The organism is Candidatus Nitrotoga fabula, from assembly GCF_905221025.1.
Lineage (GTDB): Bacteria > Pseudomonadota > Gammaproteobacteria > Burkholderiales > Gallionellaceae > Nitrotoga > Nitrotoga fabula.
This window is the reverse complement of the sequence record NZ_CAJNBL010000004.1, coordinates 1-15,412: the sequence shown is the minus strand read 5'-3', so window position 1 is coordinate 15,412 and position 15,412 is coordinate 1. Positions and strand designations below refer to the sequence as shown.

Sequence of the window (15,412 nt, the reverse complement as noted above, 5' to 3'; positions counted from 1 at the left end):
CAAATCGAAGTGTTCTATCTGCCCGGTTACAGCCCGGAACTCAACCCCGAAGAGAGGTTGAATGCCGATCTCAAGCAGGCGATGGGCAAGCGGGTACGGCACGTAAAATTGCCATACTGTTTTACAACGCAATGTGGTTTGGTATAGATTACAAAGATCCTGGTCAGTACTGTGCCCGCGATTACCAGAAGCTGTTCCGTCAATTTGGCATGCAACCTTCGATGAGCCGCAAGGGCGGCTGTTGGGATAATGTACCGATGGAAAGTTTCTGGGGAACGTTAAAGAATGAGCTGGTGCATCACCGCAAATTCGAGACCCGGGAAGAGGCAAAACAGGAGATTACCGAATACATCGAGGTCTTCTACAACCGGCAGCGGAAGCAGAAAAGACTGGGATATCTATCACCGGCCAAATTTACGCAGCGATACTATACAACACTGCTCGCTGCCTAACCTGTTGGACTCTAAGATTGACAGCAAAGGTCAGCAGCTATCATGTAAGAAAGCAAATAGTTCAACAACCAATAGGTCGGCGTCGCGTTTTAGACCGATGCGCCTGCCGTGGTGTAATACACGTGCCCAGTGATTTGTGCCATGTAGTCCGTGCCAATCAATTTTGAATTGCTACGCACATGGTTGATCAAGGCGATGCGGCTATATTCCATCTGAAGTTACCCCGTTTAATCGGAAGGTTTAGTCATTTTCAGCAGGGTATTAAATCTGCTGTTAGACGCAAAGATTTTTCTGTTCTTCCAAGCGTCTTTTCACAATTATTTGGCATCTGCCAAAACGGTCAAATGAATCAAAATACGGACTCTATTCTTATGGATAGACATTTGTTCGGAGAAGCTATCGTTGCAACGATAGCATGATTACTTTTTCATTTTAATTCCACGCCAAATAATACCTGGAATAATACATAAACTGATTACTATCTATTTTGGCAATTCATATTCTTGTTCGAGCAATAATACACCAACTACTACTGTCCCAAAGAAAAGAACCCAAAGTACAGCATTACCTAGAATTCCAAATAATTCTCTAAGCATTCCATTTTCATTCTCATAACTCAGCAGGATGTTGTAAAACCGCAGGATTTTCACCGAGGATTCACATGGACAACAAGAGGTTATCCATCCCGGATGGTCGACATTGGCATGACCAGGGTGAGCGGATCATCAGGCAATGGGATAAACCCGAAGTGGCTGTAGAAGTTGGCAGCCGTCTGGTCTTTCGCATCAACGAAAAGAAATGCGCCGCCCACCTGATCTGAAACTTGCTTTGCCCGATACATTGCATCGACAAGAAGGTCCGCGCCGAAGCCTTTTCCAGTTGAACGGTTGGCTATAGCAAGTCGCGCAAGCGTATAACCCGGGATATCGGAAGGGAACTTTCTGGCCAGTTCCGCAGGCAAGGTCTCTCGTGGCGTCATGCGGCGGATTGCCAGGGCATAAAAGCCAATGATGACTGTGGGTGCATTATCGTCAACCAATACGAAGGTTTTGGACAAACCTTTTGCTTGATGCTGGCTAGCAATGGTCTGCAACCATCTGTTTAATTTATCTGTGCCGCAGTCAAAATTTTTTACATCATGCGTCTGATCCAGCGGTGCTACGTAACGCCCCATTTTTTATTTTGTCCTTATATTGCTTAAGAGCCTGTTTCAGTGCCGGATTGGGTTTGGACGGATTCTCTAATAATTCAATCAACATGGCGGCATCACGGCGAGTCAAGCCAATCATCGTTTCACGATCAATAATTTTCTCTGCTTTTTCAAGTGCGCACTGAATTACAAACTGGTTCACGGTCGATCCAACCAAATCTGCCGCCTCCTGCAGTTTTTCCTGCACAGCAAGAGGAACTCTAACCGTAATACGGCCCCTTGCCTCAACTAAGCTCATGGTTACCCTCCTGAGTAAAACCACAGCAAATTATCGTTCAGCGACTAAATCTGCTGTGGGTGGCGCATATGCACCATACAATCAAAATAAACTAACCCACCTTCAAGCATATTCAGATATCTGCCAAAATATGTTTTAGGGTTGTGAAGCGATTGTAATCCATTTGGTGCCAAAATGACACCATTGTTGCAGATTATTTAGATTTCTTGTTGCTAGTTTTTATGTGGTTGAGGTCGGTTGGGGATAGTAAAATTCAATAGATATCTTTGGAGGGGGCTCATTGCAGCCCATAGCATTGTCAATCAGCGTCCAATTTTTTCCACTTTTTCGGTTTGCTGAGATCTTTTTGATAGCTCCATTTCCAGTTCGCTGACCGGCTTCTGATTCTTGCCAACTGGCGTCAATTTTCCCTTCCTCGCCGCCACCACCCAGTGATTCAGCGATGATTTCGGCAGCGACAGCCGCTTGGCAACCTCAGCCACTGACAGTCCGCTTTCCTGATAGGTCCGTAGCCTGCTCCCTGAATTCCTGACTGTATTCCGCCCTCGGTAATTTCTCCATTTCCATCCCCCGTTTCTTCCCTCATTTTACGAAACATTGGACTCTTTGAAATTCAGCTTACGTCAGGTGCGTATTCCACTGAAACTGGACAGTCGGAGCGTAGCGACGCGGGGTGTATTTTTTACTCCTGATTTGCAGGTTTAGTCAAACCTCTTTTGCTCTTTCTGATGGACTCTCCAGATAGATCCAGTTTATGTGCGTTATGTACGAGCCGATCCAGAATAGCGTCAGCCAAAATGGGATCACCGATTGACTCATGCCAGTCTTCCACCTTGCAATTGGCTGGTAATAATAGTCGAGCGTAAGTTATACCGATCATCCAGTATTTCCAACAAATCCCGCCGTGCAGAATCTGTCAGCCTGTTAGTATTGACAGCTATATAATTTTTCCTTATATAGATAAACTTTAAATATTAAATTTATAAATATATATATAAAATTATATTTTATATTGAATCTAATTGATGTTTTTTTGTTTGATTTTTCCGTAATTTCAGGAGGGATGCATGCGGAACGATGGATGGGATACAATTTTTGCGTGTTCATCAGCCTACATGAATCGCAGACTTGCGGATGAAAGCGCCAATTATCTTTTTTCGTTTCGATATGAGGATACGGGAATCATTCTGGAGGGCGTATTTGACGCATGGTCCATAGCGCCCAACGGGTCGGGCGAAATCCTCCAGTTTTACACCCCGATAAAGAGCGGCAGCGCGACCCTCAAGTCTAGCGGAAAAATATACCCGCTGGATGGCGCTGTTCCGTTAGTTCAGATGCAGCTTGCCTTTATTGACGGAGACAACCCGGGGCAGCAAAAGTCACTGGTGTTCAACTGTACTACTGTAGGAAGTAAGGCTGGCGACACCACGCCGGGTGCAGTTACCGTGATCGATCCGGATACATCCGGGAAGGCTGATCTTGATCCACTTGCCAAAGACCTGATTGTACCCGCCCTTTCGCAGTGTTTTGTAGGCAATCGTGACAAGCTTGCCTTTGTTTTTGCCGATATAGACCTGGTGCCACCGGCTAGTGCCGGATGGATGGTTCTACGAACCCTTGCTTATTGTTATCAGCAGAATATTCAGGATACTTTGGGAAACTTCGGCGTCCTGGGCATGTTTGATCATGTCGATGTTTCTGGCTATTCAAAAACCTTTGACAGTGCTCTCCTGAGGGAAGGTGATGACTTCGGTTTCATCCTTTCTGGAACGCAATTACTGGCACACGTTATTCTTCCTGGACTTCCAGGCGCTTTCAATGGATCTTCGGCAAACGAATTCCAGATGAGCGGTGCGAGTATCGTTAATAACGGTCAAATTCATCTGGATAGTGTCAAGGTTGGTCTGATTTGGTACCCGCCCCATATTAATAATCTCAATATGCATATTGAGAATAACTACATCAGCACCTACCTCGATGGACGTTGCCCGATCACCGGACTCGCTGATGCATATGTCGATTTTTCGATGTCCGAAAAGGAAATTGCTTCTTTTAACCTGGAAGCCGAGGCACTCAGTTTTTCATCCACTGACAAGCAGGTGTCGCATAGTACGCATATCCCTTGGTGGGAAAGCGTACTGGGTGCACTGACCTTGGGGTTGATGAACGCGATCATCGAGGCGGTGAGTCTTGCGATTGAAAATGCTGTCGGATCCACTGTATCGGATTCTGGCCTTGACGCTGCGAATCTCGGTGCGTTCCAGGTCAACTGGCAGCAGGGGACGCAGTTTACGCTTACCGATGGCCAACTTCAGGACAATTTTTATTGCCGCGGCAAGCAGAAAGTCTGATACATCCTGCGGGATCAAAATATATTTCCATACTATAAACAAGGAGAAAATTATGGCTGCCGCACCAAATGTTGACACCTATCATTGGGATACTGTTTATGTTGCTTCGTTTGAAGTTGTGAACGAAGCCATCAAAAAAAATGGCTCCTTCCCTAGCTCTTTCAATTATACGGACACCGGAACGGGTGTCGCGATAAATGGAGTATGGTCCGACTGGGCGTTAAGTCTCGGGGGAAGTGGCTCGCTCATCCAGATGCAGACAAGCATTGCTTCCGGCACCGCAACGGGTATTAACGAAACAGCCAACCTGTCAGGTGGTGTTCTGACTATACAGTTCGAGCTTGAGCAGGTTGTCGATGCAGATGCCAAGGTCAGTGATCCTACGGCAAAACCTGGAACCGGCGTGCCTACAGCGCAACGCTTTCCACAGAAAGCGGTCGGAAATACTGGCAGTAACCAGGTTGTTACGGTGGTAGCGGTGTCTTTTCCCAACCTGGATCCAACAAAAGCACCGATACTGAACGATATTCTGCAGACCCTTTTTCAAGGGTATTTTAACGCCCACCTTGGCGATATTCAGGCGACCTTTCATGTCATGATGATCAACGAGGTGGCGGATCAGGACAGCTTTCAATGGCTGAAACCAAGCGCATCCGGTTATGCTGTGGCAGGGCCATCTAAAAACAAGACTCTTTCGAATACCGTCTTCGGTGCCCTGGCAATGACCGATGGAGGAACAATAGGACCGCTGCAGGAGCTATCGGTGGATATCGCTGCCCTTCAGGGGCTGGCGGATGGAGCCAATTCCGCCTTTGTAATCAGTCCAGAAAAGGTCACTGAACATATGTTGCTCAATGGCGCCATTTGCACTATTCAAGGTTCGAAGGCATCTGACTTTACCATCAGTGACTCAGGTCTCAATATCGTGAATTCGAAAGACCTCATATGGGGTAACTTTCAGACCGAAAATGGCATTATCTCACCCAAAATTAAGGCCGGTGATTTTCTGATGCGCATGGACGGTGATCACGTTCACCTCGAAATCAGCAATGCATCGTACAGCCCATCTGCTGGGATTACGGTATACATGAATCTGGAACAGGATTTTGGCTTCAATACAGTGAAGAGGCAAGATAATAAATACATTTTTATTCCTGATACGAAAAGCTTTGGTAATCCGACTATCCACTCGAATGTGGAAGTTTCTGAAGGCCTGAAAATTGCCGAAATCGTAATTGGAGTGGTCGGGGGGATTGCAGCGCTCGCGGGTGGAATCAGCGCAGTCGCGGATGTATTGACTTCAACGGCAACCACCGCTGTCGTTTCAGAAACAGAAGCGACCATCGACATTTCATCGGATATCATGGAATCCGCGTCGAGCGAACTGACCGATGAGGAATGGGAAGAAATCAATCTCGATTCTTCTGATGATGCGGATGAAGGAGTCACTGACCCGGATAATGCTGCGCAGGTTCAGAAAGGGAGCTTCCTGAAATCCACGCAATTCCGCACTTATTGTGGCATTACGGCAGCAATCGCTGGTGTGACTGCCGCAGGCATGGCTGTGGCTGGGCCGGTAACAAGCATGGAATATGACAAGATTCCTGCCTTTGATGATTTTGCTGCGAATATACTGGGTGCCTCGCAATTTCCTGCGCTGGAGAACTATGAATTACTTGGGGCGTCTCTCCGTACCAGCCTTGTGGCTAGCATTAAGCTGAGCTAAATCACTGCATAATCTGGCAGGCTGGGGGGAACCTCTAGTCTGTAACTTATCCGGTGCAAGGAAATGTAACAGCTTCACGGCTGGATGGTCTCCAAAAGGTAAAACTGGTCTGAAAACCGGGAGGAAATTGAACAACTCAAGAGTGTCCTGAATTTTGTAATGGAATGGACGCCCACTTCCAGAAACGGCATCAAAATGCCGAAGTGGTGGTTCGTTGAGACCATTAAAACTGAAAGGGGCGTCTGTCATGCATATTACTACGATAGGCCTGGATTTGGCCAAAGAGGTTTTCCAGGTGCATGTTGCAGATGCGCAGGGCAAGACAGTACTGCGCAAGCAGCTACGTCGAAGTGAATCGCCTCGGTTTTCGTGGAGACTATTTGATCAAAGTAAAACAGTCTCTGCAGACTTCATTGCAATTTGTCGATAATGCTGTTCTTCGGTTGTGGCTGACGACATTTCGCTAATCGATTCTAGTAACCACAGGTGGCTAAACCAATATACCCATTCCAAGGTCGCCAATTCCACGGCAGCTTTTTCTGGTTAATTCTTGACCGGTATTAATAATTCAGTATCCAGTTTGTACTGGAATTCGCGGATGAAGGCGTACCTCGCTATGGAAATCAAGTTTAAAGCTTGCCAATAGTGGTTCACTGGGCTACACTTAATCCATGAAATTCGAGTGGAATGAAACTAAAAGCGATGCATGTTTCCGGGATCGCGGGTTCGACTTCGCGTATGAGGCGTTTGCCTTTGCTGATCCGAATCGAGTAATTCGACAAGTTACCCGCCAGAGTTACGGCGAAGATCGTTACCAACTTATCGGCAACATTGAGGGGCGTCTATTTGTACTGGTCTATACGTCGCGCAACAATATGATACGCATCATTTCTGCTCGAAAGGCCAATCAACGTGAGGTGAAGCAATATGAAAACCGTTCGCAAGACTATTGATGTACTGAACCATGGGGTCAAACCAGTAGGACGATTCGATCCACAACGAGTTGATGCTACGACAGAGGCCGATATCGCAACACATAAATCTTTGGATGATGCTGATGCCATGCTTGATGCCGCGAAATTTGCGCGGCGCGTACGTAGGCGATTGGGATTCAGCCAAGCCGAGTTCGCCGAGCGGATCAATGTCTCTCTCGATACCATCCGCAATTGGGAGCAGGGGAAACGGAGCCCAACAGGCGCGGCGAAGGCGCTGTTGAAGGTGTTGGATAAGGCCCCAGAGGCTGCCTTGGCGGCTTTGCATTGAGTTCTATTACTCACAAAATTTTTATCATTAGAAATGGTCTATGAATTTTGAAAAACAGTCCTAGGATTTCGCCGCCTTGAATGCTAAAGTTGTAAAAAAACCGTGATCATGATGCGGTCATGCGAAATTTAGTATCACGGGCTAGTCATTGCATCTCTATTCATTCCGATCCCTCTGTTTTTTGCTGTAGATGAGCTTGGTATACCAACGGTGATAGTTATTTTTAGCAACTGTGGTTGTGAAATGAACAAACACCCGAATTGGTACCCATTGACCCGCAGCGTTACTCATGCGTTTGGAGAGAGAGTTCGAAACCAGTCGCCTTTGCACCACCAATATCGAAAATACACCAATAATTCAAAAAGTTGGTGTATTTTTTTGCCTGAATTTCCGCTTGGTACCATTAATTGGTACAGTTATAGGATATGGCAGCCATCTAATTCGCAGACCCTACGGGATATATTACTTTCGATTCACTCCCAAAGGGGGAAAAGAAATCCGGGTATCATTACGGACAAGTAAAGTAACCACTGCTCGACGTATCGCTGGATTATGTTCTGGAGTAATGTGGCTTTATCAATACGCAGATTCAAATACGAAGTGCAACGCCTGACTTGAAGAATACCTGATTAGGTGTTTGGTATCCAAGTCGTTTTCTGGGTCGGTTGTTCAATCTTTCCATTGCTGTATCCATCTCCTGCTGTGTAATCGTGGTGAAGTCCCGGTTTTTGGGGAAATACTGCCGAATCAGTCCATTCGTATTCTCGTTCGTCCCTCGTTCCCATGAAGCGTAAGGATGGGCGAAATAGAAGTCTGCATCCAGTTGTTTGCTGATCTCCTCGTGTCCGGAGAATTCCCGCCCGTTGTCGGAAGTAATCGTATGCACCCGTCTTCGATGTGGCTTGAGCAGGCGGGTGGTTGCTTCTGTCACAGCCTTGGCGGTCTTCCTCTCCACCTTGCGAATCAGCGTATATCCCGTCTTTCGTTCGACCAGGCTGACGATGGCCTGCCGGTGATTCTTGCCGATGATGGTATCTGCCTCCCAGTCGCCGATACGACTTCTGGCATCGACGATAGCCGGACGTTGCTCGATGGACTGGCGGTTACCGGCCAAAGGAAGCAACTGGAAAGCGTGTTCGATTTTGCTTGTGGCTCCGGCTCGCTGCTGCTGAATGTGCGCCACCGCATGGGGCCGAACGGTATTGGTAAAATTGTCGGGCAGGAGAAGAACATCACCACCTACAACCTGGCACGCATGAACATGCTGCTGCACGGGGTGAAGGATTCCGAGTTCGAGATTTACCACGGCGATACCTTGACCAACGAATGGGACTGGTTGCGTGAAATGAACCCTGCCAAGATGCCGAAGTTTGACGCGGTGGTGGCCAATCCGCCGTTAAGCTACCGCTGGGAGCCATTCGATGCGCTCGGCGAGGACGTGCGCTTCAAAAATTACGGCATGGCACCCAAGTCTGCCGCCGACTTCGTTTTTTTGCTGCACGGCTTCCACTACCTGAAGCAAGACGGCGTGATGGCTATCATCCTGCCCCACGGCGTTCTGTTTAGGGGCGGCGCGGAAGATCGCATCCGTACCAAATTGCTGAAAGATGGCCATATCGACACGGTCATCGGCTTACCTGCCAACCTGTTTTTTCCAACCGGAATTCCGGTGTGCATTCTGGTGCTGAAGAAATGCAAGAAGCCAGACGACGTGCTGTTCATCAACGCCGCCGAGCACTTCGAGAAAGGCAAACGGCAAAACCGCCTGCTACCGGAACACATTGATAAAATTCTTACAACGTATAAAGATCGCAAGAATGAAAATCGCTATTCACACTGCGTGTCGATGGAGGAAATTGAAAAAAACGATTTTAACCTGAATATTTCGTGTTATATCAGTACCCACGAACCGGAAAAAGATATAAGCCTGCAAGCAGTAAATTTGACCTTGGTTGATTTACAGGAGCAGATTATTCGTTCCACGCAAACCCATAACCAATTCCTGAAAGAGTTGGGTTTGTCGTTATTTCCATTGGAATGACAATGACTAATTAATCTTACCAGATATCTCCGAGGAATAGTGCATATGGCCACCAAGAAAAATACGCCCAGTTGGAGTGATGTCAAAACCAGACTCATCGATTTCGATCGCGCTGGTCTATTTGGACTAGTGCAAGACCTGTATGCAGCCAGCAAGGATAACCAGGCTTTTCTTCATGCTCGCTTAGCACTTGGCAACGATGTGCTTAAACCGTATAAGGTCATCATCGATCGCTGGCTTTGTCCGGATATGTTCAAAAACCAGAATATTTCAGTCGCCAAGGCCAAGAAGGCCATATCCGATTACAAGAAAGCCGTTGGCCAATCAGAGGGGCTGACGGAACTGATGGTTTACTACTGCGAACGGGCAGCTGGTTTCAGTAGCGACGTCGGACTGCAGGATGAAGGATATTTCGATGCCTTGGTGAGGATGTTCGAGCAGGCGTTAAAAACCATTGGTATGTTGCCAGAGGGGCAGAGGCCACTTCCCTGGGCGCGGCTGAAAAAGGTTCGTCGCATCAGCCATAACTTCGGCTACGGCGTTGGTGACGACATGGATGAATTGCTTGCCGAGCATGGGGTCGATGACTGACCCATCTGTATTTGCAGCTCTTCAGGCGGAAAACGCCCGACTGATTGCGTTGCTAGAATCTCACAACATTGAGTGGCGGTTGTCTCCTTCAGCTGTACCGGTGGCGCGTGATTTAGAATTGTCCAGACTGACTTCTGCTGAAAAAGTGGCGTTGTTCCGGCGACTGTTTCGTGGACGTACCGATGTTTACCCCATCCGTTGGGAAAGCAAGAGTACCGGCAAGTCTGGGTACGGGCCTGCCTGTGCCAATGAATGGCGTGCTGGAATCTGTGAGAAACCACGTATCGACAAAGACGAACTTAAAGTGTTTCAGGAACTGGCAAGGGAGCTTTTGGGGTTTGATGATCGGCAACTGGCGGCTGCATTAACAGCCGGAGAGATTGTGGAGATATGTAATGACAATGACGAAGCGTAAGAGCCGAATTCTGGATGAGATGCATGAAACAGCACGCGGGCTGCACGGAGCCGGTTTGATCAGCAAGCGGCGTATGGGCGAGTTCGATGCCTTGTGCCATCTCGATGTCCACGAGATGGCCCCGCAGAAGATCAAGTCACTGCGCGAACAGGCCCATGTGAGCCAGGCAGTGTTTGCTGCCGTGCTGAATACCAGCTTGTCCACTGTGCAGAAGTGGGAAATCGGCGACAAGAAGCCGAGCGGTCCATCTTTGAAGTTGTTGAACCTGATTGAACGTAAAGGTCTGGAAGCGCTCATCTGAGGCGCTTTCACGCCAGTGCCGGCGAGGTTATTGCTTAAAGTTGCGAATAGTTGCGATGCCGTTGGAATCCTGCATAGCGGTGAGGATTTCAGCCACTTTTGGGCGTGCATCATCGTGACGTTTGTTCGCTATATAATGGCTTGGTCGTTTTGAAGGAAGTGCATGGATCACGGGGGATGGCAGGAAATTTGCCGTTTTGTTGGATGTCATCGCTTCACGGTCACGCGGCCCTGAATATAGTGCTGCAGGTTGTTGCAGACCAGTTCAATTTTCTTTGTAGACTGCTTTCTAAATTATAGAACCAAGCCGGGTAATGTTTGGGGTGATTGTCTAGTCTTTGCAAGATTTGTCCATTTTTCAATCGAATCATTTTCTGTGTCATCCTATGATAGCTGGCAGGACTCTTGTTTTCTCTTGAGCATACCCACCAAGGCCTCCCTAAAATTCCTCGCAAATCGCTTGTTATCGAACAAAGGAGTTTGGAGTACTCGATCCCGGAGAGTTTTTCGGATAGTTGCCAAGCCCTGAAGATCAGAAGCAAAAGCAACCGCTTTATTCACATAATCATCCTGGTCCTGAGCAATCCAGTTGCTTTGCCCTGCGTTTATGGCGATAGATTCACCCAAATGGGACAAGAATCGATCCCCCCTTAAAGTTAATACAGGAACCCCCATCCAAAGCGCATCTACCGAAGTGGTTCCTCCAGGATATGGGAAGGTATCGAGAACCATGTCAATCCGGTTAGGCGGCTGCTTTCTGATCGTCCGACTGGCTATGCCAGTACCTGGGCTGCCTTGCACAGTATGGCTGCAGGTTTGGGAAAACAATCAGGAAAGGACCGGAAGCTGCGCATTCCTCCTTTTCCTGCTGCTGTTGATCGGATGCTGGAATCCACCAGGTGGATGCAATGGCTGGACCCGGAAGCACGGCATCTTGTCTGGATGCGCGCAGAACGCCGGGACTGGATAGGAAATTTGCCGTCGTGTTGGCCGTGACCGTAATACGGCCTGGAGGCGTTGGCAGAAAGCGCTGCAGTTGGTAGTGGCACATTTGAATGATCGTGATTCCGGGAAATTAAAGTCTAATAGCGTGTTTTAACGCGCATGGGCTGCAATGGGGGAGCATGTGAGGTAATGAGCGAATTTCAGCCCTGCAACATAATTTCCTGTTTAGGTTATGATTTCAACTATCCTCTGATCAGAGGTGCAAGCACAGAAATTTGTCCTCAATGCAGATTTTTTTGATCATTTCCTACCTCCCTGTGCAATCCTGGAAACCTGTGATTAGCGTTGTGCAGGGGGAGGGTGGGTCAAATCTTTGGGGGTTTTTGAGTTGATGACCAAGCGGGTTCCCACGCAGAGTTTTTTTCCACTATAAAAAAGAGCAGGAATGGAAAAGAATAACCCTGTACCTCCTACCTCTGAGGAACTGCCCAACTCCCTGCTAAAGACCCCAAAGGCTGGAACCATGACACGGCGCTTCACGAATTGCCGGGATCATCATGCATCTGTTCCACCTTTACTACCGTTAATGAGAAATCGGGAATGCGTCCAGGCTGCTTTGAAATTGGGCTAAGGCAGGAAGTGGATAGTGTGGTCTAATTAAATAATACATATCGTTTAAATGACTTGGTCAACCACATTCCCCAACAGTTCCTTACAGGTAATTTATTATATGTGGTATTTTGCATCTCGAGGTTCCCATGGGGTAAATTTGCCGTGAATAGACAACTATTGCGGCAACTCGGCAAATTTTAATCGGTCAGGCAAAACATCCCGGCAGATCCAGGATCCTGGGGAAGCTGTACAACGGACCAGGATAGAATCTGGAATATTTCCAATACGCACACAGGAAGCGAACGCAAAATACTGGATCGATCCGGCGAATGTAAAATGTGCCTTGTGCGAAGAGATAAAGCGAAAAATCCGAAAGCTTAAGTCAACCGCAATTCATGGTTGATTTTTCATAAAAATTGACAAATTATCAAAACATGGTTATTTTGAATCTTAATTAGCTAGTCTCAAAATCACGCCTGCAGAAACCCCGACCTGAAAAGCGGGGTTTTTTTATTGGTGAAATGGGACATGAAATCGGGAAGCTATCCAGGAAATCTGGATTTTATTCTCAAGCAGTAACTGGACAATTCGGGAAAGCAGACTATCCGTCAATCGGATGGCTTATGCCTTAATGATCTCATTTCAGACAACATATTAGAACACGTCACAATGCTTAAAATTACCTGGTCATTAATCCTGGGGCCTTTATTCGCTTTAATTATTGCGACCAGCATGACCGTCTCCGGCTGGGACGTCAAAGCCTGCTGGACAGGCGCCATCGTGACGCTGTGCGTCGTCTGGTGGATTTTTGAGCCGATCCCGATTCCGGCAACGTCGATCATTCCGTTGGCGGTGTTTCCGTTGATCGGGGTGTTGACCAAGGAGGATATTGCGAGGGCGTACGGCGACGATATGGTATTGCTGATGCTTGGTGGTTTCATGATTTCAGCTGCCCTGGCGCATTCCGGCACGCATCACCGGTTGGCGGTGGGGTTGATCCGTATCATCGGCGGGCATAGCAGCCGACGTATCGTGTTCGGGTTTTTATGCGCCTGCGCGTTCATCAGCATATGGATTTCCAATACTGCGACCACGCTGATGATGTTACCGTTGGCGCTGGCAGTGATCGATCAGAGCGACGACAAAAAACTGGCTATCCCGTTGCTGCTGTCGGTCGCTTACGGCAGCAGTATCGGTGGATTGGGTTCGCCCATCGGCACGCCACCGAATCTGGTGTTCATGCGCGAATATGAGAGTTTCACCGGAATTACTGTAGGCTTTACCCAGTGGATGAGCTGGGGTGTGCCGGTGATCCTGCTGATGGTGCCGTTGGCGGGTTTGTGGCTGACGCGAAATTTGCATTTTAAAGGCGAATTGTCGATGCCGCCGACAGGACCGTGGCGCGCGGAAGAGCGGCGGATGCTGCTGATTTTCGGTTTGACCGTACTGACGTGGATCACGCGCAATGAACCGTTTGGTGGCTGGAGTCTCTGGTTTGATTTAAAAGGGGCAAGCGATGCGACGGTGGCATTGATTGCCGTGCTGGTGATGTTTTTGATCCCGAACGGTCGGGGCGGTAAGTTGCTGGATTGGGATACTGCCGTCAAGGTGCCGTGGGGCATTCTGATTCTGTTTGCGGCCGGCATTACAATTGCGCAGGCATTCGTTGAAACCGGATTGTCGAAAGCGGTCGGTGAGCAATTGACCATCCTGTCCGGGTTGCATCCGCTGATCATCATTGCTTTTATTGCGATTGTCGTGACGTTTCTTACCGAAACAACCAGTAATACCGCCACTGTGGTGCTGCTGATGCCTATTCTGGGACCGGCTGCGCAAGCTGCCAATATTGATCCTGCAATGTTGATGTTACCGGCGGCGATGAGCGCCAGTTATGGTTTCATGATGCCGGTCGGCACGGCGCCGAATGCAATCGTGTTTGGCACCGGAGTGGTGCCGATTAACAGCATGGTGCGCGAAGGACTGGTACTGAACTTTATCGGCGCTGCGGTGATCACGGCGGTGTGTTATTGGCTGGTCGGCTGATCAAGCGGCCTTCTACAGAGACTCTGATTTTTCCCCGCATTACTTTAACCCTCCCGGCTTCGATATCCACCATCAGCCGGCGCAGGGCAGGGCGTTCCATATTCCCCCTGGAATAGGCTGGATCGTCATAATCATCTGCCACCGCGATCCAGCCTTCCGCCCGCTGGCTGGCGATATAGTCATGACCGGCATCCCGCTGCGCATTGATGGAATTGTAATCCTGATCCAGTCCTTCTTCACTGGACTTGCGGGTGTACACGGCACAGCGCATGCGTTTTTTAACGGACCCGCTCATTTGCCAGATTCTCTTTTAGAACCCTTGCTCACACCAGTCTGCTTCAGCCCGAAGAATTATGGCTCCGACCATCGGGTACCGGGGATCTCGCGGGCAATCACCGACAGGCTGCCCTGATACGCATACTGCCCATCGGCTACCACTACCACGCAATGTTCCACCTCATGATACAGCCGGGTCAGAATGGTACCGACTGGTAAAGGATGATCTTTGACTCGCTGTTTTAGCCTGCTATTCCGTACCAGGGCTTCAATCCGGTGCTGGTTGCTTTCCAGCAGATTGTGATCCATCTTGCGGAATTCGATCAGCTGCAACTGATAGGCAATGCGACGTTCCAGAAATGGTCGGTTGTGGGCGAGGATATCACCACCCAACAAGCGTTTCCACAGCACCTTGATCTTCTGCATATCCAAACCGGGCAGCTGGGAGATCTGTGCTACGACCGAAGGGGGTGTGCAAATTGGGCAGGTTTCGGATTCATACAATCTCCTTGTAATAGGATTGGTTGGAGGCTGCATGAACGCTTCTTCCGGGCGGAATGGCAAGTTCAAACTGGCTATCTGCTTCGGAATGATTCGAACTGGTGGATGAATAGATGAATGATCTCGTGTTTCATCAATTATGTAGGTGGCCTGCTCTCTACAATCGCAGGTTCTGGAGTGATCAGAAACTCTTGAATTTTCGTGATCGGTACTTGAAATATCCCTGTCATATTTGACAGAACAGTTAAATAAATATTTTTAGTATTATATTTAGTATTATATTTTTTTCTTATATTTCGTTGACAACTTCTGAAAGGACATCCCATGGCACCTTACCATCAGCAACCAGCAAACCATCCCAGGCAGGAAAGCTCCGGCCTTATCCACCTTTCCCGGGACGGCTATATCCGTCTGGCATACCAGACATTCCGGAAATTCGAAATGACCT

17 protein-coding genes and 5 pseudogenes are annotated in these 15,412 nt (G+C 48.3%); 14 read left to right on the top strand and 8 right to left on the bottom strand.

Going from position 1 to position 15,412, the window contains the following annotated elements:
• From KJA68_RS11070 to KJA68_RS00915, 3 genes and pseudogenes are all read left to right on the top strand, one after another.
• Positions 1–96 (top strand): annotated as a pseudogene (locus KJA68_RS11070) (transposase); the annotation flags it as partial.
• Positions 97–143: 47 nt separating this feature from the next.
• Positions 144–452: pseudogene (locus KJA68_RS00920) on the top strand (IS3 family transposase); the annotation flags it as partial.
• A gap of 179 nt (positions 453–631) precedes the next feature.
• Positions 632–871 (top strand): hypothetical protein, encoded by a 240-nt coding sequence (locus KJA68_RS00915; RefSeq protein WP_213035047.1) that lies wholly within the window; start codon positions 632–634, stop codon positions 869–871.
• Positions 872–1,128: 257 nt separating this feature from the next.
• Here the strand turns inward: KJA68_RS00915 and KJA68_RS00910 are convergent, their stop codons facing one another.
• The 4 genes and pseudogenes from KJA68_RS00910 to KJA68_RS00895 form a co-directional block, all read right to left on the bottom strand.
• A complete protein-coding gene (locus KJA68_RS00910) occupies positions 1,129–1,626 on the bottom strand; it encodes a GNAT family N-acetyltransferase (RefSeq protein ID WP_213035046.1) in 498 nt (165 codons plus the stop codon).
• The gene (locus KJA68_RS00905; protein WP_213035045.1) at positions 1,589–1,900 is read right to left on the bottom strand and encodes a type II toxin-antitoxin system TacA family antitoxin; all 312 of its coding nucleotides are present in this window, start codon (positions 1,898–1,900) and stop codon (positions 1,589–1,591) included. Before KJA68_RS00905 ends, KJA68_RS00910 begins: the two co-directional genes overlap by 38 nt.
• Positions 1,901–2,202: 302 nt before the next feature.
• Positions 2,203–2,400: pseudogene (locus KJA68_RS00900) on the bottom strand (transposase); the annotation flags it as partial.
• A 182-nt stretch (positions 2,401–2,582) separates the two neighbouring features.
• Positions 2,583–2,817, bottom strand: a pseudogene (locus tag KJA68_RS00895) (ATP-binding protein); the annotation flags it as partial.
• A gap of 150 nt (positions 2,818–2,967) precedes the next feature.
• Between KJA68_RS00895 and KJA68_RS00890 the strand changes: the two are divergent.
• The 5 genes and pseudogenes from KJA68_RS00890 to KJA68_RS00870 all read left to right on the top strand — a co-directional run bounded on the left by KJA68_RS00890 (position 2,968) and on the right by KJA68_RS00870 (position 7,240).
• Positions 2,968–4,251: a TULIP family P47-like protein gene (locus KJA68_RS00890; protein WP_281412120.1), complete on the top strand. Its 1,284-nt coding sequence runs from the start codon at positions 2,968–2,970 to the stop codon at positions 4,249–4,251.
• Between the two features lie 52 nt (positions 4,252–4,303).
• A complete protein-coding gene (locus tag KJA68_RS00885; RefSeq protein WP_213035042.1) occupies positions 4,304–5,977 on the top strand; it encodes a TULIP family P47-like protein in 1,674 nt (557 codons plus the stop codon).
• A 247-nt stretch (positions 5,978–6,224) separates the two neighbouring features.
• Positions 6,225–6,332: pseudogene (locus KJA68_RS00880) on the top strand (IS110 family transposase); the annotation flags it as partial.
• Positions 6,333–6,648: 316 nt separating this feature from the next.
• Complete coding sequence (locus tag KJA68_RS00875) at positions 6,649–6,930, top strand: BrnT family toxin (RefSeq protein ID WP_213035041.1); 282 nt, start codon at positions 6,649–6,651, stop codon at positions 6,928–6,930.
• Positions 6,905–7,240 (top strand): helix-turn-helix domain-containing protein, encoded by a 336-nt coding sequence (locus KJA68_RS00870; protein WP_213035040.1) that lies wholly within the window; start codon positions 6,905–6,907, stop codon positions 7,238–7,240. Before KJA68_RS00875 ends, KJA68_RS00870 begins: the two co-directional genes overlap by 26 nt.
• A 589-nt stretch (positions 7,241–7,829) precedes the next feature.
• Here the strand turns inward: KJA68_RS00870 and KJA68_RS00865 are convergent.
• Entirely contained in the window at positions 7,830–8,354 is a 525-nt protein-coding gene (locus KJA68_RS00865) for an IS30 family transposase (RefSeq protein WP_213035039.1), read from the bottom strand.
• On the opposite strand from KJA68_RS00865, the gene KJA68_RS00860 reads away from it, so the two are divergent.
• From KJA68_RS00860 to KJA68_RS00845, 4 genes are read left to right on the top strand one after another with little or no spacing between them, the layout of a single operon-like run.
• Positions 8,325–9,281 carry a type I restriction-modification system subunit M gene (locus KJA68_RS00860; RefSeq protein WP_246487010.1) on the top strand — a complete coding sequence of 319 codons (957 nt, stop codon included), beginning with the start codon at positions 8,325–8,327 and terminating at the stop codon, positions 9,279–9,281. The genes KJA68_RS00865 and KJA68_RS00860 overlap by 30 nt on opposite strands.
• Positions 9,282–9,326: 45 nt before the next feature.
• Complete coding sequence (locus tag KJA68_RS00855) at positions 9,327–9,872, top strand: hypothetical protein (protein ID WP_213035038.1); 546 nt, start codon at positions 9,327–9,329, stop codon at positions 9,870–9,872.
• A complete protein-coding gene (locus KJA68_RS00850; RefSeq protein WP_213035037.1) occupies positions 9,865–10,287 on the top strand; it encodes a TOTE conflict system archaeo-eukaryotic primase domain-containing protein in 423 nt (140 codons plus the stop codon). Before KJA68_RS00855 ends, KJA68_RS00850 begins: the two co-directional genes overlap by 8 nt.
• The gene (locus KJA68_RS00845; protein WP_213035036.1) at positions 10,268–10,588 is read left to right on the top strand and encodes a helix-turn-helix domain-containing protein; all 321 of its coding nucleotides are present in this window, start codon (positions 10,268–10,270) and stop codon (positions 10,586–10,588) included. Before KJA68_RS00850 ends, KJA68_RS00845 begins: the two co-directional genes overlap by 20 nt.
• Before the next feature lie 383 nt (positions 10,589–10,971).
• Here KJA68_RS00845 and KJA68_RS00840 read toward each other — a convergent pair whose 3' ends face one another.
• Positions 10,972–11,319 carry an O-linked N-acetylglucosamine transferase family protein gene (locus KJA68_RS00840; protein ID WP_213035035.1) on the bottom strand — a complete coding sequence of 116 codons (348 nt, stop codon included), beginning with the start codon at positions 11,317–11,319 and terminating at the stop codon, positions 10,972–10,974.
• Between the two features lie 72 nt (positions 11,320–11,391).
• On the opposite strand from KJA68_RS00840, the gene KJA68_RS11065 reads away from it, so the two are divergent.
• Both KJA68_RS11065 and KJA68_RS00830 read left to right on the top strand, forming a co-directional pair.
• Positions 11,392–11,583: a DUF6362 family protein gene (locus KJA68_RS11065; protein ID WP_420887616.1), complete on the top strand. Its 192-nt coding sequence runs from the start codon at positions 11,392–11,394 to the stop codon at positions 11,581–11,583.
• 1,230 nt (positions 11,584–12,813) lie between these two features.
• The gene (locus KJA68_RS00830) at positions 12,814–14,187 is read left to right on the top strand and encodes an SLC13 family permease (RefSeq protein ID WP_213035033.1); all 1,374 of its coding nucleotides are present in this window, start codon (positions 12,814–12,816) and stop codon (positions 14,185–14,187) included.
• On the opposite strand, the gene KJA68_RS00825 is transcribed toward KJA68_RS00830, so the two are convergent.
• Together KJA68_RS00825 and KJA68_RS00820 are read right to left on the bottom strand one after the other, a co-directional pair.
• The gene (locus tag KJA68_RS00825; protein WP_213035032.1) at positions 14,156–14,482 is read right to left on the bottom strand and encodes a recombinase family protein; all 327 of its coding nucleotides are present in this window, start codon (positions 14,480–14,482) and stop codon (positions 14,156–14,158) included. The two genes, KJA68_RS00830 and KJA68_RS00825, sit on opposite strands and share 32 nt — an antisense overlap.
• 56 nt (positions 14,483–14,538) lie before the next feature.
• Positions 14,539–15,033: a DUF2924 domain-containing protein gene (locus tag KJA68_RS00820; RefSeq protein ID WP_246487009.1), complete on the bottom strand. Its 495-nt coding sequence runs from the start codon at positions 15,031–15,033 to the stop codon at positions 14,539–14,541.
• Between the last annotated feature and the right edge of the window lie 379 nt (positions 15,034–15,412).